Raw genomic sequence first — 24,781 nt, forward strand, 5'->3', positions numbered from 1 at the left:
ATGGCTAAGAAGGGGAATGTATTACAACAACTTGGGTCTTTAATTGGACTAGTATTAATTATTGTAGTAATTACAGCTTTAAATCCAGCATTTATTGAAATTCCAAATTTATTTAATATACTGCGTCAAGTATCGATTAATGCGCTTATTGCATTCGGAATGACCTTTGTAATTTTAACAGGGGGTATTGACTTATCGGTAGGTTCTATTTTAGCATTATCAAGTGCACTTGTTGCTGGAATGATGGCAAGTGGCATGGACCCGTTTCTTGCAATGGCAGTTGGATTATTGGCTGGTCTTGTAATGGGAATTGTAAACGGTATCATCATAGCGAAGGGAAAAGTAGCTCCGTTTATTGCGACTTTAGCAACAATGACTATTTTTCGTGGGTTGACGCTTGTTTATATGGACGGACGTCCGATCACTGGTCTTGGTGATCATTTAATGTTCCAAATGTTTGGCCGCGGTTATTTTCTCGGTATTCCGGTACCAGCTGTTACAATGATGGTCGCTTTCGCAGTACTGTACTTCATTTTGAAGAAAACGACATTTGGTCGCCGTACATTTGCAATTGGTGGAAATGAAGAAGCAGCAGCATTATCAGGTATTAATGTTACGAGAATTAAAGTAATGATTTATGGTCTTTCCGGAATTTTGGCAGCGCTTGCAGGTATTGTCTTAACATCACGACTAGATTCTGCACAGCCGACTGCAGGTACTTCTTACGAATTAGATGCAATTGCAGCAGTTGTATTAGGTGGAACAAGTCTTTCTGGGGGAAGAGGTTGGATTGTTGGTACATTCATCGGTGTACTTATTATCGGTGTACTAAATAACGGTTTAAATTTATTAGGCGTATCTTCTTTCTTCCAACAAGTTGTAAAAGGACTTGTAATCTTACTAGCTGTATTAATTGATCGTCGAAAAGAAGCGTAATGGAGGGACAGTTCATGAAGAAATGGTTACTTATACTCGTTGCATGTATTATGGTCATTACTGCTGGTTGTTCAATGGAACCACCAGAATGGGCAAAGGATTCTAGCGATAAAGGTCGAAATAAAACTATTAAAGTTGGATTCTCTGTTTCAACTTTAAACAATCCATTTTTTGTGACTTTGAAAAAAGGGGCAGAAAAGAAAGCGAAAGAAAGCGGCATTGAGTTGATTGCTGTTGATGCACAAAATGATGCAGCAAAGCAAACAAATGATGTTGAAGATTTAATTCAAAAAGGTGTCGATGTAGTTGTTATTAATCCAACCGATTCAGATGCTGTTGCTTCAGCAGTAAGTGCGGCAAATGCAGCGAATGTCCCTGTTATTACTGTAGACCGCGTTGCAAATTCAGGTAAAGTTGTTTCTCACATTGCCTCTAATAATATTGAAGGTGGTCAAATGGCTAGTGATTACATTCGTGAATTAGTTGGCGTGGGAGCAAATGTTGCTGAATTAGAAGGAATCCCTGGCTCTTCTGCTGCTCGTGAGCGCGGGAAAGGATTCCATAACGTAGCTGATAAGTCTTTAAAAGTAGTTGCAAAACAAGCAGCTGATTTTGATAGAGCAAAAGGATTATCTGTTATGGAAAACATTTTGCAAGCAAATGGTGATATTAAAGCCGTGTTTGCACATAACGATGAAATGGCATTAGGGGCACTTGAAGCATTGAAGTCTGCTGGAAAAACGGATGTAGTAGTTGTTGGATTTGATGCAACAGACGATGCTGTGAAAGCGGTTAAAGATGGGCGTATGGCTGCAACAGTTGCTCAAAAACCAGAATTAATCGGGGAGAAGGCGATGCAAACAGCAAAAGAGATAACACAAGGTAAAAAAGTGGACAAATCTATTCCGATTGAATTAGAGCTTATTAAGAAAAACAAATAAATATAAAACGAAAATTAGGAAGGAAGAATAACAAATGAAATTCTTTATTGATACAGCAAACATTAATGAAATTAAAGAGGCAAATGCATTAGGCGTAGTAGCTGGAGTAACGACAAACCCATCACTTGTAGCAAAAGAAGGCGTAGATTTCCACGAGCGTATTCGTGAAATTTGCAGCTTTATAGAAGGACCTGTAAGCGCAGAAGTAATTAGCTTAGAAGCTGATAAAATGATCGAAGAAGGAAAAGAGTTAGCGAAAATTGCTCCAAACGTTGTTGTAAAAGTCCCAATGACAACAGAAGGTTTAAAAGCAGTAAAAGCATTCTCTGACTTAGGAATTCGTACAAACGTTACATTAGTATTCTCAGCAGTTCAAGCATTACTTGCAGCTCGTGCTGGTGCAACATACGTTTCACCATTCTTAGGTCGCTTAGACGATATCGGTCATAACGGTATGGACCTAATCCGCCAAATCGCAGAAATCTTTGCAATTCACGGCATTGAAACAGAAATCATTGCAGCATCTGTACGTCACAGTGTTCACGTAACAGAAGCAGCATTAAACGGTTCACATATTGCAACAATCCCAGCAAACGTAATTGCTTCATTAGTGAAGCACCCATTAACAGATCAAGGAATTGAGAAGTTCTTAGCTGATTGGGAAAAAACACAAGAGAAATAATAGAAAATCAAGAATCCTAGTTTAATTGACTAGGGTTCTTTTTTTATTTAAAAGAATTTTCATGCAATTTTGCATATTGTCTTTTAAATTTGTTATATAAGCTATTTAATATATATCAAATCACTTTTTATTTTTCATATTTCGACATAAAAAGGTAGAGGTTCTGACCAGAAAACTGGAGGGGCATGATTCTATAACAGAAAGCTTAACGTTTATAGAATTATGCCTTTTTATATAGGGAGGGCAGAAAATAGGGATTTCGATTTGAATGCAATGATTTATCTGAATTTTAAGTTTTATAAAAGGAGAGAAATAGAATGAGAAGAAAAGCGCCATTTAAAGTGTTGTCATCATTAGCAATTGCGGCAATTATCGGATGCACATCTGTAATGAGTACTCCGCTAGCATACGCAGAAACGCCAGCAAAAGAGAAAGAAAATGTATCTACAACACCAATTGATTACAATTTAATTCAAGAAGATCGTTTAGCGGAAGCGTTGAAAGAAAGAGGAACAATTAATCCAGCATCTTCTAAAGAAGAAACGAAAAAAGCTGTAGAAAAGTATATTGAAAAGAAACAAGGCGATCAGGCAAATAAAGAAATTCTTCCAGCGGATACTGCTAAAGAGGCATCTGATTTTGTGAAAAAAGTAAAAGAGAAAAAAATGGAAGAAAAGGAAAAGGTAAAAAAACCTGAAAAAAATGTTAGCCCTGAGCAAAAGCCAGAACCAAATAAAAAGCAATTGAATGGACAAGTCCCAACTTCTAAAGCAAAGCAAGCACCGTATAAGGGATCTGTTCGAACTGATAAAGTATTAGTATTACTCGTTGAATTTAGTGATTATAAACATAATAATATTGATCAAACGCCAGGGTATATGTATTCGAATGACTTTAGTAGAGAGCATTATCAAAAGATGTTGTTTGGTAATGAGCCTTATACATTATTTGATGGTTCGAAAGTAAAAACATTTAAACAATATTATGAAGAGCAGTCTGGCGGTAGTTATACGACGGATGGATATGTAACGGAATGGCTAACTGTCCCAGGGAAAGCGTCTGACTACGGTGCTGATGGTAGTAGTGGTCACGATAATAAAGGGCCAAAAGGCGCACGTGATTTAGTGAAAGAAGCTTTACATGCAGCTGCTGAGAAAGGGCTAGATTTATCTCAATTTGATCAATTTGATAGATATGATACAAATGGTGATGGAAATCAAAATGAACCTGACGGTGTAATTGATCATTTAATGGTAATCCATGCTGGCGTTGGTCAAGAAGCTGGTGGCGGTAAATTAGGTGATGATGCAATTTGGTCACATCGTTCAAAATTAGCAATAGATCCAGTAGCGGTTGAAGGTACAAAATCAAAGGTAGATTACTTTGGTGGAAAAGTAGCAGCGCATGATTACACAATTGAACCAGAAGATGGAGCAGTAGGTGTATTTGCGCATGAATTTGGACATGATCTTGGCCTACCGGATGAATATGACACGAAATATACTGGAACTGGTTCACCTGTCGAAGCTTGGTCATTAATGAGTGGAGGTAGTTGGACAGGGAAAATTGCAGGAACAGAGCCAACTAGTTTCTCACCACAAAATAAAGACTTCTTGCAAAAGAATATGGGTGGCAACTGGGCAAAAATTTTAGAAGTAGATTACGATAAAATTAAGCGTGGAGTAGGAATTCCTACATATATTGATCAAAGTGTTACGAAATCCAATCGTCCAGGCGTTGTACGTGTTAACTTACCAGGTAAAAGTGTTGAAACGATTAAACCGGAGTTTGGAAAGCATGCATATTATAGTACAAGAGGCGATGATATGCATACAACATTAGAAACACCGTTCTTTGACTTAACAAAAGGAACAAATGCAAAATTCGATTATAAAGCAAATTATGAGTTAGAAGCAGAGTGTGATTTTGTCGAAGTACATGCAGTAACAGAAGATGGAACGAAAATATTAATTGATAGACTGGGAGAAAAGATAGTCCAAGAAGATAAAGATACAACAGATGGGAAATGGATTGATAAATCATACGATTTAAGTCAATTTAAAGGGAAGAAAGTGAAACTACAATTCGACTATATTACAGATCCGGCTGTAACATATAAAGGTTTCGCAATGGATAATGTAAATGTAACTGTTGATGGACAAGTTGTATTTTCTGATGATGCAGAAGAACAGTCTAAAATGAAGTTAAATGGTTTTGTTGTTTCTGATGGAACAGAAAAGAAAGCACATTATTACTACTTAGAGTGGAGAAACTATGCGGGATCAGATAATGGATTAAAAGCAGGGAAAGGCCCAGTGTATAATACAGGTCTTGTCGTTTGGTATGCAGATGATAGCTTCAAAGATAACTGGGTTGGGGTGCATCCAGGTGAAGGGTTCCTTGGTGTTGTAGATTCGCATCCAGAGGCATTTGTTGGCAACTTAAACGGAAGACCAACTTACGGTAATACAGGTATGCAAATTGCAGACGCTGCATTTTCATTTGATCAAACACCAGCATGGAGTGCAAATTCATTAACACGTGGACAGTTTAACTATTCTGGATTACAAGGTGTTACAACTTTTGATGATTCAAAAGTATATAGTAATAAACAAATTGCAGACGCAGGAAGAAAAGTTCCAAACCTTGGACTTAAATTCCAAGTTGTTGGACAGGCAGAGGATAAATCGGCAGGGGCTGTTTGGATTAAACGTTAATAAACGAAAAGCACATTCTTCATAGGAAGAGTGTGCTTTTTAAATTTGTACAGTAAGTTATTATTTTAGCTTATGTAATATAAGTGTCTGTTCACATGTAGTGTATCAAATTATGTGGGGAAAGAAAATATTTCCGAGGAAATTGTCGAAGTATCGTCGGTATTTATACACTTTTTTTGTAAAGGAAGAAATGTAGTATTGCCTTTACCATTCAATTTATTTACATTGTTAATTAGCTACACACAAAAGTAATATATTTGGCAAAAAAGAGCGCTATTGGATGGTGCTCTTTTTTATGGATAGAAAGGAGTGAGGTAAATGAAAGAAATAATTGAATGTCCACAGTGTGAAGGGAATATTACTGCGCAACATATTATGGATCTCCCGCATCCTTTTTCATTCAGGTGTCCACATTGTAAGGTGAAATTAAAAGAAATGAGGATCACACCGTGCTTAATAGTAGCGGCAATTTGTATCATTCCACTGTTTATTATAATTGGAGAGAGTACTAAGGAATTACTAGTAAAATATTTTTCTATTATAGATGATGTACCAACTGTACTTATTTTCTTCTTATTTTGTTATCCGTTGTATTATTTCTATGAAAAATATAATGCCATATTATTCATTAAATATGGTTTGTTGAGAGTTAAAAGTTGAATTGAATAGGAGTTTATCATTATGTTGTGGAAAATTTATTTAGTAATTGTAGCGATATTAGCTATTACTTCGTTAGTAAGAGGGATGTTTCAAACACCGATTCAAAAGTTTGATTTTGTAGTGTCTATTATTACATGGATAGGACTATTTGGATTTGTTTTTGATGTACAAATATTGACGCCGATCGTTTGGCAATGCATCTTTGTGTTTAGCATCATTTGGACTTTAACTGCAGTTTTTGTTTTACGATTATATGAAGAGAAAGATGAGCCATTACCTTTTATATTCAAATTAATTGGTATTATTCCAACGCTGCCATTATATTACGGGTTATATCAATATGCATTTTAAAAAAAGACAATGATGGAATTATCCTATCATTGTCTTTTTTACCTTGTCTTTGCCTTTTACTTTGCTTCTGACATAAATCATTCCAGCAAATGCTACTAAGAATGCAGTTCCGATAACGAAGCTGACGCTAGGGGATGCCCCGATTGCACCAACTGTAAAGGATCCAGCAACAACTCCTAATGAGAAGAAAGCATAAAACAATCCGAATGCTTTTCCGCGCTTATCATCTGTCGTATTTTCAACAAGTAATGCATTTATGGATGGGAAAAGGATAGCAAATCCAATGCCATAAATCATCATAACGATAAAGAGCATACCTTTTGTTGCGAATAATCCAAGTAAAGATAGCGCGAATGCCATTACTGCAATCCCGATTAGCATGAGTTTTGAGCGATTAAATCGATCGTAAATACGATTTGTTGGCAGTAAGAAGAAGAGGATAGCGGTAATTCCGAATACACTTAACATCATGCCTGTTGTAGATGCTTTAAGTGCTAATGCCTCAACTTTCACTGGTAACATATAAGTCACAATCCCTTGTGAAAACATTAGTGTGAAAGCACCAATATATGCTTGTAATAACGGTTCTGATTTCAATAGTTCAATCATATTTTCTTTGTTCATCATTTGTGTTCTTGAAGTATCTTTTCTTGATACGTTATTTGGTAAGAAGAATAGAGATACGATTGTACCAAGGACCATTAAAATAGAAATAGTAATGAACACCCACTCTATACCAGCAGTAGCTTTCATAATACCACTGAAAGCAGGTCCTACAATTGCCGCTGTTCCAACAGCAGCACCAGATAGAGCCATTGCCTTACCTTGTCTTGCTGCATTTGTTTGTTTTGATAAAAACGTAAAGGCAGCAGGAATTAAAAATCCATCACTAAAGCCGTGCATAAAGCGCACAACTAATAGTTGTTCACCACTTTGAACAACGGTGTATAACAAGACTATGAAACTCGTAAGTCCCATGCTTATATAAAGTATTTTTTTTGCACCAAATTTATCGACAGCAGCGCCAGCAATAATATTCCCAATCATATTAGCGAATGAGTACATACCGACAACTAGCCCAATAATAAGAGGAGATCCTCCAAGACTTTGAGCGAACGTACTCATAATAGGTAATTGTGAAAATGTATCTAGAAACGCTACGATAACAATAAAGTAAATAAAATATTTCAAGCGATATTCACCTCTCCTATGCTATTATGGCATAATGCTAATTTCAACCGCAATGAAATTAGCATTAACAGATGTGGAAAAAAGTACAAAGTGACAAAATATTGAACGTTATTTGTTAAAATTTAGTGGAAATGAGATTGTTTTTTTGAAATATATGGATGAAAGTATTATAATAGATTTGTAAACTTCACCAGGTTAAGTATATACGTAGAGAGGGATGTATAAAACATGAAAGCATTACTTTGGCATAATCAACGTGATGTACGAGTAGAAGAAGTACCAGAACCAACTGTAAAACCAGGAGCAGTTAAGATTAAAGTTAAATGGTGTGGTATCTGCGGGACAGACCTGCATGAATATTTAGCAGGACCTATTTTTATTCCAACAGAAGAGCATCCATTAACACATGTAAAAGCACCGGTTATTTTAGGTCATGAATTTAGTGGTGAGGTAGTTGAAATCGGTGAAGGCGTTACTTCTCATAAAGTGGGAGATCGCGTCGTTGTAGAACCAATTTATTCTTGTGGTAAATGTGAAGCTTGTAAACATGGACATTACAATGTTTGTGAACAACTTGTTTTCCACGGTCTTGGCGGGGACGGCGGCGGTTTCTCTGAATATACAGTAGTACCAGAAGATATGGTTCACCATATTCCAGATGAAATGACGTATGAACAAGGTGCGCTTGTAGAACCAGCAGCGGTAGCAGTTCATGCAGTACGTCAAAGTAAATTAAAAGAAGGGGAAGCTGTAGCAGTATTTGGTTGTGGTCCAATTGGACTTCTTGTCATTCAAGCAGCTAAAGCAGCAGGAGCGACTCCTGTTATTGCAGTTGAACTTTCTAAAGAGCGTCAAGAGTTAGCAAAATTAGCAGGAGCGGATTACGTATTGAATCCAGCGACTCAAGATGTGTTAGCTGAAATTCGCAACTTAACAAATGGTTTAGGTGTAAATGTGAGCTTTGAAGTAACAGGTGTTGAAGTAGTGCTTCGTCAAGCGATTGAAAGTACAAGCTTTGAAGGTCAAACTGTAATTGTTAGTGTGTGGGAAAAAGATGCGACAATTACTCCAAACAACCTTGTATTAAAAGAAAAAGAAGTTATAGGTATTCTTGGATACCGTCATATTTTCCCAGCTGTTATTAAATTAATTAGCTCTGGCCAAATTCAAGCAGAGAAATTAATTACGAAAAAAATCACAGTAGATCAAGTTGTTGAAGAAGGATTTGAAGCACTTGTAAAAGATAAAACACAAGTGAAAATTCTTGTTTCACCTAAATAATAGAGAATAGTAAAAAGTAGCTCTTTTCTAGAAATAGAAGAGGGCTACTTTTTTTCTATACAGAAAGGTGATAGACTTTCCTTTAACTAAAGGTATTTTGTTTGGAAGGGGAAGTCTAATGCTCTCATTTATGTTGACATTGAAACGGATGCTAAAAGCTTGTTTACGAGCGTGGAAAGATAAAGAATTTCAAGTGTTATTCGTATTAACATTTTTAACATTAACATCTGGTACGATTTTTTATAGTACAGTTGAAGGATTGCGCCCACTTGATGCTTTATATTTTAGTGTGGTCACGTTGACGACTGTTGGTGATGGGAATTTTAGTCCGCAAACTGATTTCGGAAAGATATTTACAATCTTATACATATTTATTGGGATTGGATTAGTGTTTGGATTTATTCATAAGTTGGCAGTTAATGTACAACTGCCGAGTATATTATCTAATAGAAAAAAAGAGTAAAGCATGTAATTGCTTTACTCTTTTTTTACATTAGTTTAGACAAGTATTTGCAGTAGCTTAACAATACTTTATTACAATGTAAGTGCATTCATTCATTATATTCACTATGTATAAAGTTATAATGATATGAACATTTGCATATTTTAATTTATTGATAGAAATTTTATGAAAGGTGGGATATTCTAGTCATAGGTTAACCAGATGACATCATAGGATCCTAACAAAAAGTTTACAATAATTCAATTATAAAATGGAGGATTTCAGATGAAAAAGAAAGTACTTGCTTTAGCAGCAGCTATTACGTTAGTAGCACCGTTACAAAGTGTTGCGTTTGCCCATGAAAACGATGGAGGACAGAGAGTAGGCGTTATTCCGCGCTGGTCTGCTGAAGATAAACATAAAGAAGGCGTAAACTCTCATTTATGGATTGTAAACCGTGCAATGGATATTATGTCTCGTAATACAACAATTGTAAAACAAGATCGAGTTGCACAATTAAATGAATGGCGTACGGAATTAGAAAATGGTATTTATGCTGCTGACTATGAAAATCCTTATTATGATAATAGCACATTTGCTTCACATTTCTATGATCCAGACAATGGAAAAACATATATCCCATTTGCAAAGCAGGCAAAAGAAACTGGAGCTAAATATTTTAAATTAGCTGGTGATTCATACAAAAATAAAGATATGAAACAAGCATTCTTCTATTTAGGATTATCTCTTCATTATTTAGGAGATGTAAACCAACCGATGCATGCGGCAAACTTTACAAACCTTTCGTATCCACAAGGATTCCATTCTAAATATGAAAACTTTGTAGATACAATTAAAGATAATTATAAAGTAACGGATGGAAATGGATATTGGAACTGGAAAGGTACAAATCCAGAAGAGTGGATTCATGGTGCGGCAGTAGCAGCGAAACAAGATTACTCTGGAATTGTAAATGATAATACGAAAGATTGGTTCGTAAAAGCAGCTGTATCCCAAGAATATGCAGATAAATGGCGTGCTGAAGTTACACCAATGACAGGTAAGCGATTAATGGATGCACAACGTGTTACTGCCGGATATATTCAGCTTTGGTTTGATACGTACGGAGATCGTTAAGTATTTAAAAAAAGGTCAAATCTCATAATAGAGTATTTGGCCTTTTTATCACTATACACATGGAGGTATGAAACGTGAAAGGTAAATTGCTAAAAGGTGTACTTAGCTTTGGGATTGGCTTAGGAGTTTTATACGGAGGATCTTCAGCTCAAGCAGAAACGTCTACAAATCAAAATAATACTTTAAAAGTGATGACGCATAACGTGTACATGCTATCAACAAACTTATATCCAAACTGGGGACAAAGTCAGCGTGCTGATTTAATTGGGTCGGCAGATTATATAAAGAATCAAGATGTTGTTATATTAAATGAAGTGTTTGATAATAGTGCTTCAAATCGCTTATTAGGAAACTTGAAGAAAGAGTATCCAAATCAAACAGCGGTATTAGGTCGTAGTAACGGAAATGAATGGGATAAAACGTTAGGTAGTTATTCATCTTCAACTCCTGAAGACGGGGGCGTTGCAATCGTGAGCAAATGGCCGATCGTTGAAAAGATTCAATATGTATTTGCAAAAGGATGCGGGCCAGATAATTTATCAAATAAAGGGTTTGTATACACGAAAATTAAGAAAGATGATCGTTTCGTTCATGTAATTGGGACGCATTTGCAGGCTGAAGATAGTATGTGCGGAAAAACTTCACCTGCATCTGTACGTACAAGCCAGTTAAAAGAAATTCAAGACTTTATTAAAAATAAGAATATACCAAATGACGAGTACGTCCTATTTGGTGGTGATATGAACGTGAATAAAATAAATGCAGAGAACAATAGTGACTCAGAGTACGCATCCATGTTCAAAACATTGCACGCTTCTATTCCATCTTATACAGGACATACAGCAACTTGGGATGCGACGACAAACAGTATAGCGAAATATAATTTCCCTGATAGCCCTGCCGAGTATTTAGATTATATTATTGCAAGTAAAGATCATGCGAATCCATCATTTATAGAGAATAAAGTATTACAACCGAAATCTCCACAGTGGATTGTTACATCATGGCTCAAAAAATATACGTATGATGATTATTCTGATCATTATCCAGTAGAGGCGACTATTTCTATGAAGTAGTCCTAAAAAAGTTTCTTCTTAAATAAGAAGAAACTTTTTTATTTTGTAAGAGGAAATTTAAACTTTCTTTCCAATATGTATAAGACATATAGAGAAGAGGAGAGAAAAAATGTGGATCGAGGAATGTTTAAAGAAGTTCCATTACCGTGTGCATTTTTAGATGAAGTGGCTTTAGATAGAAATATTCAATCGATTATAGAATTAAGTGGAAATAAGAAGATTCGTATAGCGAGTAAATCGTTACGTTCTGTTCCGGTTATGCAAAAGATTTTAGCTGTAAATGATCGATTTCAAGGTATTATGTGTTTTTCACCTAGAGAGGCTTTGTTTTTAATTAAACAAGGATTCAATGATTTATTGCTCGGATATCCTGCTTATGATGAAAGAGCCTTACATGAAATAAGTTTGCTAACAAAGCAAGGGCTCATTATAACTTGTATGGTAGATTGTGAAGACCATATCGCTTATTTAGAAAAAATTGCTGAGAAGTCTAAAGGGTGTTTCCGTGTTTGTTTGGATATTGATATGAGTAGTCGTTTTTTAAAATTTCATTTTGGGGTAAACAGATCACCAGTAAAAGATGTGCAAGGTGCTTTGAAAATAGTAAAAAGAGTGAAAGAATCATTGTTTTTAATACTAGATGGTGTAATGGGATATGAAGCTCAAATTGCTGGGGTAGGGGATCACATCCCGAATCAACGAGTGAAAAGTAAAGTGATTTCGTATTTAAAGAAGAAATCGGTGTTAGAAGTTAAAGAAAGAAGAGGATATATCGTAAAAGAAATACAAAACTTAGGTATTGAACTAAGGTTTGTAAATGGGGGAGGCACAGGAAGTATAAAAACAACCGAGAAAGATAATTCAGTTTCGGAGATTACAATAGGTTCTGCTTTTTATGCCCCGAAGCTGTTTGATTATTATAAAGAGGTGCAATTTCATCCAGCTGTCGGATTTGCTTTACCAGTTGTGCGTAAACCAGCCCCATCTATTTACACTTGTCTAGGTGGTGGATATATTGCTTCAGGCGCAATTGGGAAAGATAAAGAACCTGAGATTTGGAGGCCAAATGGTGCGAAACTATTAGCTTTAGAGGGCGCTGGTGAAGTGCAAACACCGATTTTTTATAACGGTGAGGAACGAGTCGAGATAGGAGATTCTATCTTGTTTCGCCATAGCAAAGCTGGGGAGTTATGTGAGCGCTTTCCTTTTTTATATCGTGTGAAAGAAGGAGAGATTGTTGGGGAGTATTCAACATATCGGGGGGATGGTCAATGCTTTCTATAAAGGGACAAAAATGGAGAAATTGGACAGGGAATGTAGAAGGGACACCGTATTATACGATGTATCCAGAAAGTATACAAGATGTAGTAGAAGTTGTAGAGCTTGCACGAAAAAAAGGGAAGAAAATTCGCGTTGTCGGTTCAGGACACTCGTTTACACCTCTTGTACAAACGGAAGAAATTTTAGTTTCTTTAGATGAATTGAAAGGTATTATGAATATTGATGCAAAGAAGATGACTGTGGAAGTATGGGCAGGAACAAAGTTACATGATTTAGGGAGGTTACTTGAAGAAAAAGGTTATGCACAAGAAAATTTAGGGGATATTGATTCACAATCGATTGCAGGAGCGATTAGTACAGGGACTCATGGAACGGGTATTACCTTTGGAAGTTTATCAACACAAGTTATAGAGATTACCGCAGTTTTATCGACAGGTGAGAGTATAGTTTGTTCGGAATCTGAGAATGTGGAATATTGGAGAGCCTTTCAGTTGTCGCTTGGAATGTTAGGTATCATTGTAAAAATAAAATTGAAGGTTATTCCAGCCTATTCACTCGTCTATAAAAGTGAAAAACAGTCATTATCTACTGTAATGAACAAGCTAGATGAATATAAGAAGAATCGCCATTTCGAATTTTTCGTTTTCCCTTATTCAGATGAAGTGCAAGTGAAATTTACAAACGAAACAACGGGTAAAAAAAGTGATTTAAAATGGCATAAACTAAAGGTAGAGTTGCTTGAAAATAAGATGTTTTCTTTGTTATCTAAAGGGTGTAAATGTTTTCCTTCTATAAGTAAAGGAGTAAGTCGATTATCGGCTAAAGCTGTACCGAATACAAAAATAATTGGTCCGAGTTATGAAGTATTTGCTACATCGCGTGCGGTTCCGTTTTATGAAATGGAGTATAGTGTTCCTTCAAAATATATGCGGGCCGTTGTAGAAGAGATTTCAAACCTTATTGAAAAGAAAAAATATAAAGTGCACTTCCCAATTGAATGCCGTTATGTGAAAAGTGATGATATATGGCTCAGCCCAGCGTACGGAAGGGATTCAGCGTACATTGCTGTTCATATGTATAAAGGTATGAAGTATGCTGCTTATTTTGGTGAGGTGGAGAAAATTTTTTTAAAGTATGAAGGACGCCCGCATTGGGGGAAAATGCATACGTTAACGTACGAAAAACTACAAAATATATATCCAGAATTGCATTCGTTTCTAAAGGTGAGGAAGTTATTAGATGAAGCAGCAATGTTTTCAAATCCTTACACAGAAAAATTATTTACGATTATGAAAAAAAGCTGACAAAGTATTACTTGTCAGCTTTTTTTAGTACGATCGCATTTCTTGTTTGACTAATGCGCTCGTAAAATAGTAACTTATCACGACTAAATACATGTAATAAAACATGAATAATAAATAGACCGTTAATTACAAGTTGGAATAATAATATAACTAGTAATACTAAAGGCTCTTCAAGATTTAAGATAGAGCTACTAGAAAGAATATAATTGATTCCGCCTAAAACGAAGTAGAATATACCGTAACGGATGAATAGCTCCTTCAACGTAATACGATCTGATTTTCCTTTCACGTAAATACGAAGCAATGCTTTACCAATTGTCTTTCCATTCGTAAAGTATGGAATGATAATAAAGTAAATAAAGATCGAACACGCTATGAAAATGAGTTCGTATATGTTCGTGTAAGATTGAATATTAGAAACAAAGAAAGAATTTCCTTTGTTTTTAATGACAGGTACAACGATAGATAAGAGAATCCAATCAATTTGCATCGCGATAAAGCGACGAACGAATCCGACTGGTTTCGTTTCTAAATCAATATGACTATCTAATTCGTTTGCTTTCGGAAGGAAGTACGTAAATATTGGTGCAATGATAAAACCGATTACGCCGCCTAGTGTGTTTAAAAACAAATCATCGATATCAAATAGGCGATAGGCACAATTATAAATACCATATAATCCAGTCACTTGGGTTAGCTCGAAAAATAGTGAAAGACATAAAGAAATGCAAATAGTCTGCAAGAAACTACGTCGGAAATAATAACGTAAGTAAACACCGAATGGAACGGTTAATAGAACGTTAAATGCTACTTGTAAAAACGCAGATTCTTTTAATAGGTAGAAATAAGTAGCTGGTTTCGTTAAAATTGCCGAGGTATGATTACTAATCTCTTGTATGAAATAAAATGGTGATAGTTGCATGTGCTGCGTATTAGGTGGCTGTAGGCTACAAGTATCATATGTTTGTGGTAACGGCAAAATCACAAGAAAATAGGCATTTAATAAGTAAAGTAATAATGAGTATAAAATAAATGAGCGCCATTTGTTTAAATAACCATACTTTCGGTAATTAAATATTAAAAAAGGTAGTAAGAGAAACATTGCTAAAATAGGAAATAAAATAAATGCTGTTTTTACTGGAAATAAATATGCAGTCAAAATGAAGCTCCTTTCAATGAAAATTCGTTTATCATTATAACGCTAAAAGAGTCTAAAAACAAAATTAAAATATTTCGAAATAGAAAAAATTACAAATTTCAATGGAATTAAGTTATACTAAATTTAATATAAGAATATTATGATTATCATAAGTTGAGAGAGGGACAAGATATGCGATATGAGCTTTTTTCTGTAAGTGGGGATCATATTACAACTTTTGAAAGTGCATGGCATTTTCAGGAGGGAGAACAGATTTTTGTTCATGATGATCAAACAAAACGAAATTTTATTATTATCCGCCTAACGCATGATGTATTTCAACAAAATAAACATGTTATTCGTTTGTATTGCCAAGAAAAGAAAGTATACGCATAAAAGGCCCCCTCTTACTGTACAGAAAAGTAAGAGGGGCTTTATCATTATAAAGATATAAAAAAAGCGAGTCATCCTAGTTTAATAGAATGACTCGCTTTTCGCTTTGTAAGTTTCACTTTATAAGAAAATAAGAGTAAGTACACCTACGATAATACAATAGAAAGAGAAATATTTTAAATTTCCTTTTGCCATAATGTTCATAAACCATTTTAAGGAAATATACGTCATGATAAATGTTGCGATAAACGCAACGATATACGGCACGAATAATGTGTCTAGATTTGGATCTTTTGCAATGTCTGTAATACTTAGTAATAAACCACCTAAGCTAACAGGGATATATAGTAAGAATGAGAAACGAAGAGCTGTTTCTTGCTTCATACCAAGTAACATCGCTGCTACGATTGTTGCACCTGATCGGCTTATTCCAGGAATTAGTGCGCAAGCTTGTGCTAATCCGACGATGATTGCATCTTTCATAGAAAGATCACCATCATTTTTACGTCCACGTAGGTTTCTAATAATCCAAAGGCCGACAGCAGTAATAAGAAGGGAAATCCCAACCATCTTCACGCCTTTTAAGTATTGATCGATGTAATCCTTAAATAAAACACCAATAACACCTGCTGGAATGGTCGCAATAACAAGGTAAATAATAAAGAAGAAATCTGATTTTGCGTCTTCAGCTCTTGTAAATATATAAGATAGACCATTCTTCGTTAGACGAATTAAATCATTTCTATAAATAAGTAATACAGCTAATAATGAAGCTGAATTAACAAGTAGTTCGAAGCTAAACCCTTCTATTTTTAGTCCTAGCAAATGCTGTGCTAAAACGAGGTGACCACTTGAAGAAATCGGAATTGGTTCTGTTAGTCCTTGGAACAGACCAAGAATTAAATATTTTAAAATGTAGTAAAATTGTTCCATAATAACCTCCTTGTTTATTAGTCGAAAGAAACAACTTGTCCATTATAACAAAGATACGGATGAATATTGAGAAGAAATAAATATTCGAAATATAATAAAAATCCCTTATAACAGTATAAGGGATTTCTATTATTAATGAGAAACTACTGTTTCTTCAAGACTGTTCGTTAATTGAACATCGACTTTCTCAGCATCATGAATATGATTCATAATAGTAGTATTTAACTTTTGGAACATTTGTTGTGTATTAGCGAATTCACGTAATATATCATCATTACAAGATTTTTGGTTTTCGATAGCTTTAATAACATTTGTAGCACCGCTTTGTAACGTTTGAATCATAATTAAAATATTTTCAATTCTAGCGTTTGTATCGGCACTCATTTCTACACCTTCATCAACTAAATGCAAATTATCTTTTGTGTTATCGTATGCTTTTTCAATTTCTTCTTGAATTTTTTTCGTTAAGTTACCGATGTTTTTTGTACTTTCGGCTGTACTTTCCGCTAGTTTTCTTACTTCATTGGCAACGACAGCGAATCCTTTACCGTGCTCTCCAGCACGCGCAGCTTCAATACTCGCATTTAAAGCAAGTAAATTTGTTTGTGCTGCAATGTTTTGGATGACTTCTACAATTTGCTCGATTTCTTTTGAACGCTCACTTAAATGATTCATACTATTAGACGTGCGCTGAGATTGTTCACCTAATTTATTAATTACAATAAGTAAACGATGAACAGATTCTTTTCCTTCATTAGAACAGTCAATGATTTCTTCAATTGACTGAATTAAGCTTTGTTCTTTTTGTAACATTTCATTATTCAATTCATTGGAATGTGTTGTACGCGTTGAAACATTTTCGAAACATAAGCTTAATTGTTGAACTAAATTTTGGAGCGTATTGTGTTGGTTATTTACAAGTTTATGTTCTTGAACAACGCTTTGTACACGATCGTGGATAGAAGAAATAGTCTCTTGTTGTTCGCTATCTTTTTGTTTTAATTCTGCTTCTAGTTCTTGTATGCGACTTTCTAATTGATCAATTTTATGTTGGAGTGATTTCTTTTGAGTAAACATATATTTATTTCAACCGCCTTTAGAAGTTATATTTTCTCTATATTTGGATTTTAGCATCTTTTATAATTTTTAAATATAGGAATTGTTAAATATTTAAGAATCTATTACATTTTATTCATAATTCCCTTTTTTTCGTCATGAAAAATAAACTGTATTTAATGGTATTGTAAACAAACTGTAAAATAAATCATGTATAACTGTATAAGAAGGGAGTCGGATTATGAACTATTTTAAGCGAATCAGTAGTCTAGTATTAGCAGGAATTATCGGTCTTTCTAGTACAGTCGCTGTAAAAGCAGAGTCAAACGACGAGAAACTTAACAACATGCAACAGCAATTGCAGCAAAACGATGCAGATATGCAAAAGAAAGAGCAAGAGAAGCAAGCTGTTAATAAAGAAATTCAAGGTATCGAAAACGAACTACATAATTTAAATAATACAATTGCAAAAAATAAAGAGGATCAAGCTGCTATTCAACGTAAAATCGATGAAACACATAAGCAGATTGAGCAAAAAAAGAATGAAATTGTCGTTTTAGAGGATAAAGTCCTTGCTCGTAAGGATATTATGAGAAAACGTATGGTTTCTGTTCAAAACAGTTCAAATACAAGTTTAGTAGTAGAAGTTGTAGTAGAGTCAAAGAACTTTGCAGATTTTTTACAACGTATGAACGCAGTTTCTACTATTCTAGAAGCAGATAAAGAAATTTTACGTCTACAAGAACAGGATCTTCGTCAAATTGAAGAAGATAAGAAAACAATTGATGAAAAAGAAGCATCTTTAGTAGTAGACAAACAAAAATTAGCAAAAGCACAAGCTGAGTTGCAAGATAACTTGAAAAAGCGTCAAGATAACTTACAAACAGTTCAAGCTAAATATAATGCGATTGCAAGCCAACTTAATTTAGCAGCGGAAGAAAAAGCTAAAATCGAATCAAATATGAAGGCAGTTCAAGAAACAATTGCTCGTGAGCAAGAAGCAGCAAGAATTGCAGCAGAAGAGCGTGCAAAAGCAGAAGCAGCTGCAAAGGCTGAGCAAGAAGCCTTAGTGAAAGCACAAGCAGAAATTGCTGAAAAACAAAAGCAAGAGAAAGCTAATAAACCAGCTGAACCTGTTGCTAATAATAATTCGAAGGTAGAACCTGCACAACCTTCTAAACCAACTGCTGGTGGAAAAGAATTTTATGTACATGCAACAGCTTATACAGCAGATCCTGCTGAAAATGGTTATGGTCCAGGTCAACAAGTATATTCTGCATGGGGAGGCTATAATCTAACTGCAAATCCAGGAATGAAATTAATTGCGGTGGATCCATCTGTTATTCCATTAGGATCTACTGTAAATGTTGAAGGGTATGGAATTGCAATTGCAGCGGATACTGGTGGCGCGATTAAAGGTCACAAAATCGATGTCTTAATGCCAGATAAAGCTTCGTCTAGTAATTGGGGCAGAAAAAATGTTAAAGTTACAATTTTAAACTAACACGTAATCCAACTTTACAATATGTAAAGTTGGATTTTTTTTGTAAAAACAATGTTAAGTTGAGTTTACATTTTGTTAAGGATAACATACAATAGAATCGAGAGGTGGTAAATTTGACCATTTTAAATAGAGTGAAGGAATTAAGAGCTCGGTTTAATTTTTCGCAAAGTGTATTAGCAGAAAAGGTTGGAGTGACGAGGCAAACAATCGCTGCAATTGAAAAAGGTGATTACGTTCCTTCATTGTTATTAGCGCTTACGATTTGTGATGTATTCGAGTTAAAGATGGAAGATGTGTTTGTTTTAAATAAGGAGGGGGAAAAGGATGAATAGAATTGGTTTTTCTTATATCATAAACGTGCTTTATACTGCTTTAGCATGCTGGACATTTGTTGAATTTTATAGTGTTATTACAGAGTTAGCAGATATAATTAAAAATGAGAAATTCCCATTTGAAGTATGGTTTAATGGAGTACCATTCATTTTATTATTTATTGGAGCTATTATAGTTACAATTTTTTATAGAATTCAAAAGAAAAAATACAAGAATTTATCTTTTTGGATGTATCCATTATTATTTCCACTAGAAGATGAACGTGAAAAAGCGATTACGGATAAAGCTTGTCGAACAACATTTGTATCGTTATGGTTTGTGTTACCTTGTGCAGTTGGATTTTTAACTTTTTCGCCTATTATTAATGAATATCTTCCTGGATACCCATTGTATATTATATTTTCTATTTTCTTTATTCAAATGACAGTCTTCCACGTATCACTATACAGAAATAAATTAGCTTAAAAAGAAACCTTCTTGCATCGGCAAGAAGGTTTCTTTTCAGCTTACACTTGTACATACAGCAATATTATCTTATCATTTTATATAGCGTAAGATTTTGTAAGGGAAAGGAATTGTATATGAATAAGCAAAGAATATATAGTATAGTAGCAATCCTTCTATTTGTTGTAGGTGGTGTATTAATCGGAAAGCCATTTTATGATGGATATCAGGCTGAAAAGAAACAGACTGAAAATGTACAGGCTGTTCAAAAAATGGATTATGAAAAACATGAGACGGAATTTGTAGATGCTTCGAAAATTGATCAACCAGACTTGGCAGAAGTAGCGAGTGCATCATTAGATAAGAAACAAGTAATTGGTCGTATTTCGATCCCGAGTGTTTCATTAGAACTTCCTGTTTTAAAATCTTCTACTGAGAAAAACCTATTATCAGGTGCAGCAACAGTAAAAGAAAATCAAGTAATGGGAAAAGGGAATTATGCATTAGCAGGACATAACATGTCTAAAAAAGGTGTTTTATTTAGTGATGTAGCCTCTTTGAAAAAAGGCGATAAAATGTATTTGTATGATAATGAAAACGAATATGAATATGCGGTTACTGGTGTATCTGAAGTAACTCCTGATAAGTGGGAAGTTGTCGAGGATCATGGGAAAGATGAAATAACGCTTATAACATGTGTATCTGTGAAAGATAATTCTAAGCGTTACGTTGTTGCTGGTGATTTAGTAGGAACGAAGGCGAAGAAGTAAAAAAGAAGGTCAACTCTTTAAAGAGTTGACCTTCTTTTTTACTAATGTTGAGAAATAATAGAATATTTTAGTTGGTATTTAAGTATTTTTCTATTTATGTATAATAAAGTTAGAATTCAAGATTTTGGGAGGAACAAGAGTGAAACAACAGGTGAAGAAACTTCTTTTAACAACAAGTGTAGCGTTATTGGTAGCTCCAATTTCAGCCTATGCGCATCCAGGGCGTACAGATGCTAATGGGGGACATACGTGTCGTACAAATTGTGAAAAATGGGGTTTACAGTACGGGGAATATCATTATCACAATAAGCCAGCTTCTAGTAGTGGTGCAACGAGTCCAGCTCCTAGCCCAAATAATAATGGTGCTGTAGAAGCTGAAAGACAAGTAGAAGCGCAGCGCAATGCTGAGGCTGAAAAACAGCGTACCGCAGAGGCGCAGCGTACCGCAGAGGCGCAGCGTAAAGCTGAAGATGAGAGACGACGTGTAGCGGAGGAACAAAGAAAAGCAGAAGAGGCACGTAAGCGAGAGGAAGCACAGCGTCAAGCTGATATGGAAAAAGGACAGCTTGAGGGACAAAAAAATGGAGAGACTGATTTTAAAGCAGGGAAAAATGATGCGGAATCACATTTAGCTGGAAAATCAGATACATATAAAGAATCATTTAAAACTGCTTATGCTGCATCTTGGTCTTTAGAAGAGCAGAAGAAAACGCATTTTGAAAAAGGAAAAGAGCAAGGTTTAGCACAAGAGACGATGGAAGATAGTCAAATTGCTCCGGAGTTTAAGCTGAACTTTGCAGAAGGTTTCCAAGTAGGGAATAAAGAAAGAACAGAAAAAATTGAAAAAGAACAGGCTGAACTAGGGGAAAAGGCAGGTAAGGAACTTGCTGGAAAGAACCCTGGAAATAGAGAGAAAGATGTGTACGTGAAGGCGTATGAAACAGCTTATGAAAAGGGCTATAAGTCTACAAAAAAAGCAGTAGAAAAGGCTGGCTATAAGTATGCATTTGAAAACTATGATTTGAAAGTTCCTGCTAAGTATGAAAAAAATGAATCGTTAAAGAAATGGTTTATTGAAGGATTTAAATCAAATAAAAAAGCAGCAGAAATTAGAGAAGAAGGATATAAAAAAGGAGACAGTTGGCTTGCATTCTTCTATAAGAATTTTGTGCCAAGTGAATATAAAGAACATAAAGAGCTGTACGAACAAGCGATAGAAAAAGGTAAGAAGAAATAAAAAAAGATGAGGGAAATCCCTCATCTTTTTTTATTCCATCCATTTCACTAATCTCTTAGAAATTAATAATAAAACAAAGCCTAACACAATTGCTGCAGCTCCGATTACTGTAAATACTTCAGCATACCCAAGTGAAGTTGTGAAGCTTGCAAGTTGTCCACCTATAATGTTGGCGATTCCTGAGCTTGCTAACCATACTCCCATTAATAGAGAAGCAAGTTTTACTGGAGCAAGTGCACTAACCATCGATAGTCCAACAGGTGATAAGAATAGCTCACCTAACGTATGGAAAAAATACGTAAAGACGATAAATAGTAAGTTTGCTTTTTCTGTAATGTTATGTTCATCACTACCTGTTTTTAATGTAGCGATAACGAGAATGATATAACCGATACCTAGTAAGATCATACCAAGTCCCATTTTTGTTGGGATTTTTAAATCCCCTTTTTTTCTAGTTGCAAGTTTTGCCCATAATGCTGAAATGACTGGAGCAAGTAAAATAATAAATAATGGATTGACCGATTGGAACCAAGATGTTGGAACTTCCCATCCGAACACAGAGCGGTCTACAAATTTGTTTGTATATAATGTTAATGAGCTACCAGCTTGTTCAAATCCAGCCCAGAAGAAGACAACAAAGCATGTTAAAATGACGATAACTGCAGTACGTTGTTTTTCTTTTTTTGTTAACGGTGTATCTCCTACTGATGGTTGTCCAGCAGCTGTTTGTAAATCGCGAGTTGGTTTTTTACCGATATTACCAAGGAAGCGATTTGATAGTGTTGTAAATAAAATTTGTCCAATAATCATTCCAATTGAAGCTGCTAAGAAACCGTAACGGAATCCGTAATGTACAACGCCATCAACTGTTGTTTTGAATAAATTTTCTGATAAAAATCCGCAAACGAGTGGAGCTAAAAATGAACCGACGTTAATACCCATATAGAAAATGGTAAATGCACTATCACGTTTTGGATCATTCTCTTCGTATAACTCTCCAACCAGTGTAGAAATATTCGGTTTGAAGAATCCATTACCAATAATAATAAGCGCTAATCCGAGGTATAGGCCTAATTGGTTTTGCAAGGCAAATAGTGTAAGGTTACCGATTGCCATTGTTATACCACCAATTGTGATTGCTTTTCGTCTACCTAGAAAACGGTCTGTTAAGTATCCACCAATCATTGGTGTAAAATAACAGGCTCCAGTATAAAATCCGTAAATAGAGAGTGCCCATGCGGGACTAAACCCAAGACCACCACTTACTAAAGCTGTCGTTAAATATAATGTTAATAATCCTCGTAATCCATAGTAACTAAATCTTTCCCACATTTCTGTAAAGAAGAGTAAGTATAAACCTGGAGGATGTTTCTTTTTTCTTTGTTGTTCTCTTTCTAGTTGTATCGCTGATTCCATGTTATTTTCCTCCTGACACAAACAAAAACAAAGTTAATAATTTTGTACATTTAATATTTTACCTTATTAACTATTATAAGTCAATAAAGGTTGATTTTTCAGAAGAAATTGGAAAAGAGGGATAGCTATAGAATGGGTGTTTCTTTTGTGATAGACTATGGACTATGTTTTCTTTGTAAAGAAGCGGGTTATTGCACTTTTTTATATGTGGAATTGATTTCATAAAAGATGAAATTAAAGAAGGAGAAAGAAATGAAATTGTTACAGAAAAAAGAAATTTTACTGATTAGTCTTATGTTATTCTCGATGTTCTTTGGAGCGGGGAATCTTATATTCCCACCTTTCCTTGGGTATGAAGCAGGAGAACATGTGTGGATTTCATTAGTAGGATTTATTATATCAGCAACAGGTCTTCCTATATTGGGAGTTATTGCGATTGCGAAAGCAGGAAGTTTTCAAACGCTAGCGGGTAGAGTGCATTCTTCATTCGCCATGATTTTTCCGTGTATCGTGTATTTATTTATTGGGCCGGGCCTTGGTATACCACGTGCAGGAAGTTTAGCTTTTGAAATGGGACCAGGTCAGTTTTTCACAGAATCGGGAAGTATAGTTTTATTATGTTACACGGTTATTTTCTTTAGTATTGTGTACTGGCTAAGTTTATCACCTTCTAAATTAATGGGGTTGTTCGGAAAAGTTTTAACACCGTTATTATTAGGTATGATTGCCCTTATCTTTATAAAGAGCATGTTTACATCAGTAGGTAGTGTGAAAGAGGCTACTGGAAACTATGGACAAGCTCCTATGTTCCAAGGATTTTTAGATGGATATTTAACGATGGATGCATTAGCAGCTTTAATTTTTGGGATTGTGATTGCAAATGCTTTACGTGCAAAAGGTATTGAAGATGATAAAGGTTTAGCGAAATATATGAGTATTGCTGGAATTGGTGCAGGACTATTATTATCTATTATTTATGTCATACTTGGATATGTTGGTTCAATTAGCGGTTCGTTAGGTACATTTGATAATGGGGCAAATGTATTAGCACAAGTGATGACGACGTTATTTGGACAAGGTGGAGTCGTTTTATTAGGTCTTATTTTTACGATCGCGTGTTTATGTGTTTCAATTGGACTTGTTACATCTTGTAGTCAATTTTTCGCAAGTGCATTTCCGAAAGTAGCGTATAAAGTTTGGGCATTTATATTAAGTTTTGTTAGTATGCTTTTAGCTAATTTGGGATTAACACAAATTTTAAAAGTATCAATACCGATTCTTGGGTTTATTTATCCAGTTGCATTAACACTCATTATTCTAGGGTTATTCCATAAATATATTGGAAAGTATGCATACGTATATGCAGTAACTATTGGGATTGTAGCTGTGTTTAGTGCAGTTGATATTTTCAATAGAAATGTAATGTCGAATCAGTGGGCACCAGTATTGAAATACATTCCGTTTTATACAGAAGGTGTTGGATGGATTGTTCCAGCTATGATAGGTGTTTGTATTGGCGTTATCGTGAGTATTCTTTTAAATAAGAAGAAATAAGTAA

General features: G+C 35.0%; 23 protein-coding genes and 1 pseudogene. 19 read left to right on the forward strand and 5 right to left on the reverse strand.

Translation table 11 applies throughout. From position 1 onward, the window contains the following. The 6 genes from KVT31_RS23925 to KVT31_RS23950 all read left to right on the forward strand — a co-directional run bounded on the left by KVT31_RS23925 (window position 1) and on the right by KVT31_RS23950 (window position 6,287). A complete protein-coding gene (locus KVT31_RS23925) occupies window positions 1-936 on the forward strand; it encodes an ABC transporter permease subunit (protein WP_001074645.1) in 936 nt (311 codons plus the stop codon). Between the two features lie 14 nt (window positions 937-950). Then, window positions 951-1,877, forward strand: coding sequence for a ribose ABC transporter substrate-binding protein RbsB (rbsB, locus tag KVT31_RS23930; RefSeq protein ID WP_088095159.1), 927 nt, complete (start codon window positions 951-953; stop codon window positions 1,875-1,877). 34 nt (window positions 1,878-1,911) lie between these two features. Continuing rightward, window positions 1,912-2,559 carry a fructose-6-phosphate aldolase gene (gene fsa / locus KVT31_RS23935; RefSeq protein ID WP_000667669.1) on the forward strand — a complete coding sequence of 216 codons (648 nt, stop codon included), beginning with the start codon at window positions 1,912-1,914 and terminating at the stop codon, window positions 2,557-2,559. 317 nt (window positions 2,560-2,876) lie between these two features. After that, window positions 2,877-5,276, forward strand: coding sequence for a M6 family metalloprotease immune inhibitor InhA2 (gene inhA2, locus KVT31_RS23940; protein WP_088095160.1), 2,400 nt, complete (start codon window positions 2,877-2,879; stop codon window positions 5,274-5,276). A gap of 318 nt (window positions 5,277-5,594) precedes the next feature. Continuing rightward, window positions 5,595-5,936, forward strand: coding sequence for a hypothetical protein (locus KVT31_RS23945; RefSeq protein ID WP_088095161.1), 342 nt, complete (start codon window positions 5,595-5,597; stop codon window positions 5,934-5,936). Between the two features lie 21 nt (window positions 5,937-5,957). Continuing rightward, complete coding sequence (locus tag KVT31_RS23950; RefSeq protein ID WP_088095162.1) at window positions 5,958-6,287, forward strand: hypothetical protein; 330 nt, start codon at window positions 5,958-5,960, stop codon at window positions 6,285-6,287. 18 nt (window positions 6,288-6,305) lie between these two features. Here the strand turns inward: KVT31_RS23950 and KVT31_RS23955 are convergent, their stop codons facing one another. Next, on the reverse strand, window positions 6,306-7,478 hold the full coding sequence (locus KVT31_RS23955; RefSeq protein WP_088095163.1) for an MFS transporter: 1,173 nt from the start codon (window positions 7,476-7,478) through the stop codon (window positions 6,306-6,308). Window positions 7,479-7,706: 228 nt separating this feature from the next. On the opposite strand from KVT31_RS23955, the gene bdhA reads away from it, so the two are divergent. From bdhA to KVT31_RS23985, 6 genes are all read left to right on the forward strand, one after another. Beyond that, window positions 7,707-8,759 carry a (R,R)-butanediol dehydrogenase gene (gene bdhA / locus KVT31_RS23960; RefSeq protein WP_088095164.1) on the forward strand — a complete coding sequence of 351 codons (1,053 nt, stop codon included), beginning with the start codon at window positions 7,707-7,709 and terminating at the stop codon, window positions 8,757-8,759. 118 nt (window positions 8,760-8,877) lie between these two features. Beyond that, entirely contained in the window at window positions 8,878-9,222 is a 345-nt protein-coding gene (locus KVT31_RS23965) for a potassium channel family protein (RefSeq protein ID WP_000948236.1), read from the forward strand. 264 nt (window positions 9,223-9,486) lie between these two features. Next, entirely contained in the window at window positions 9,487-10,338 is an 852-nt protein-coding gene (gene cerA / locus KVT31_RS23970; protein ID WP_088095165.1) for a phospholipase CerA, read from the forward strand. A 74-nt stretch (window positions 10,339-10,412) separates the two neighbouring features. Then, window positions 10,413-11,414 carry a sphingomyelinase C gene (sph, locus tag KVT31_RS23975; protein WP_088095166.1) on the forward strand — a complete coding sequence of 334 codons (1,002 nt, stop codon included), beginning with the start codon at window positions 10,413-10,415 and terminating at the stop codon, window positions 11,412-11,414. 111 nt (window positions 11,415-11,525) lie between these two features. Beyond that, window positions 11,526-12,698, forward strand: a complete 1,173-nt coding sequence (locus KVT31_RS23980; RefSeq protein WP_088095167.1) for an amino acid deaminase/aldolase — start codon at window positions 11,526-11,528, stop codon at window positions 12,696-12,698. Next, window positions 12,686-13,999 (forward strand): D-arabinono-1,4-lactone oxidase, encoded by a 1,314-nt coding sequence (locus tag KVT31_RS23985; RefSeq protein ID WP_088095168.1) that lies wholly within the window; start codon window positions 12,686-12,688, stop codon window positions 13,997-13,999. The genes KVT31_RS23980 and KVT31_RS23985 overlap by 13 nt, the downstream gene beginning before the upstream one ends. A gap of 7 nt (window positions 14,000-14,006) precedes the next feature. Here the strand turns inward: KVT31_RS23985 and KVT31_RS23990 are convergent, their stop codons facing one another. Next, window positions 14,007-15,158, reverse strand: coding sequence for a VanZ family protein (locus KVT31_RS23990; protein ID WP_088095169.1), 1,152 nt, complete (start codon window positions 15,156-15,158; stop codon window positions 14,007-14,009). Between the two features lie 171 nt (window positions 15,159-15,329). Between KVT31_RS23990 and KVT31_RS23995 the strand changes: the two genes are divergently transcribed. Beyond that, the gene (locus KVT31_RS23995) at window positions 15,330-15,533 is read left to right on the forward strand and encodes a hypothetical protein (protein ID WP_001268328.1); all 204 of its coding nucleotides are present in this window, start codon (window positions 15,330-15,332) and stop codon (window positions 15,531-15,533) included. 117 nt (window positions 15,534-15,650) lie between these two features. On the opposite strand, the gene KVT31_RS24000 is transcribed toward KVT31_RS23995, so the two are convergent. After that, window positions 15,651-16,463 carry an undecaprenyl-diphosphate phosphatase gene (locus KVT31_RS24000; RefSeq protein ID WP_000434782.1) on the reverse strand — a complete coding sequence of 271 codons (813 nt, stop codon included), beginning with the start codon at window positions 16,461-16,463 and terminating at the stop codon, window positions 15,651-15,653. A gap of 132 nt (window positions 16,464-16,595) precedes the next feature. Next, window positions 16,596-17,099, reverse strand: a pseudogene (locus KVT31_RS31045) (methyl-accepting chemotaxis protein); the annotation flags it as partial. A 661-nt stretch (window positions 17,100-17,760) separates the two neighbouring features. On the opposite strand from KVT31_RS31045, the gene KVT31_RS24010 reads away from it, so the two are divergent. From KVT31_RS24010 to KVT31_RS24030, 5 genes are all read left to right on the forward strand, one after another. Next, on the forward strand, window positions 17,761-19,023 hold the full coding sequence (locus KVT31_RS24010; RefSeq protein ID WP_088095171.1) for a 3D domain-containing protein: 1,263 nt from the start codon (window positions 17,761-17,763) through the stop codon (window positions 19,021-19,023). Between the two features lie 113 nt (window positions 19,024-19,136). Continuing rightward, the gene (locus tag KVT31_RS24015) at window positions 19,137-19,355 is read left to right on the forward strand and encodes a helix-turn-helix transcriptional regulator (RefSeq protein WP_140392340.1); all 219 of its coding nucleotides are present in this window, start codon (window positions 19,137-19,139) and stop codon (window positions 19,353-19,355) included. Then, window positions 19,348-19,821, forward strand: coding sequence for a DUF2178 domain-containing protein (locus KVT31_RS24020; protein WP_059304139.1), 474 nt, complete (start codon window positions 19,348-19,350; stop codon window positions 19,819-19,821). Before KVT31_RS24015 ends, KVT31_RS24020 begins: the two co-directional genes overlap by 8 nt. A gap of 116 nt (window positions 19,822-19,937) precedes the next feature. Beyond that, window positions 19,938-20,570, forward strand: a complete 633-nt coding sequence (locus tag KVT31_RS24025) for a class A sortase (protein ID WP_088095173.1) — start codon at window positions 19,938-19,940, stop codon at window positions 20,568-20,570. Window positions 20,571-20,709: 139 nt separating this feature from the next. After that, on the forward strand, window positions 20,710-21,807 hold the full coding sequence (locus tag KVT31_RS24030) for a YHYH domain-containing protein (protein ID WP_088095174.1): 1,098 nt from the start codon (window positions 20,710-20,712) through the stop codon (window positions 21,805-21,807). Between the two features lie 30 nt (window positions 21,808-21,837). Here the strand turns inward: KVT31_RS24030 and KVT31_RS24035 are convergent, their stop codons facing one another. Next, window positions 21,838-23,223, reverse strand: coding sequence for a peptide MFS transporter (locus tag KVT31_RS24035; RefSeq protein WP_088095175.1), 1,386 nt, complete (start codon window positions 23,221-23,223; stop codon window positions 21,838-21,840). 252 nt (window positions 23,224-23,475) lie between these two features. Here KVT31_RS24035 and brnQ1 point away from each other — a divergent pair, with 252 nt between their 5' ends. After that, window positions 23,476-24,777 carry a branched-chain amino acid transport system II carrier protein BrnQ1 gene (gene brnQ1, locus KVT31_RS24040; RefSeq protein WP_088095176.1) on the forward strand — a complete coding sequence of 434 codons (1,302 nt, stop codon included), beginning with the start codon at window positions 23,476-23,478 and terminating at the stop codon, window positions 24,775-24,777. Window positions 24,778-24,781: the final 4 nt, after the last annotated feature.

The organism is Bacillus sp. GbtcB14 (assembly GCF_019091205.1).
GTDB lineage: Bacteria > Bacillota > Bacilli > Bacillales > Bacillaceae_G > Bacillus_A > Bacillus_A cereus_AG.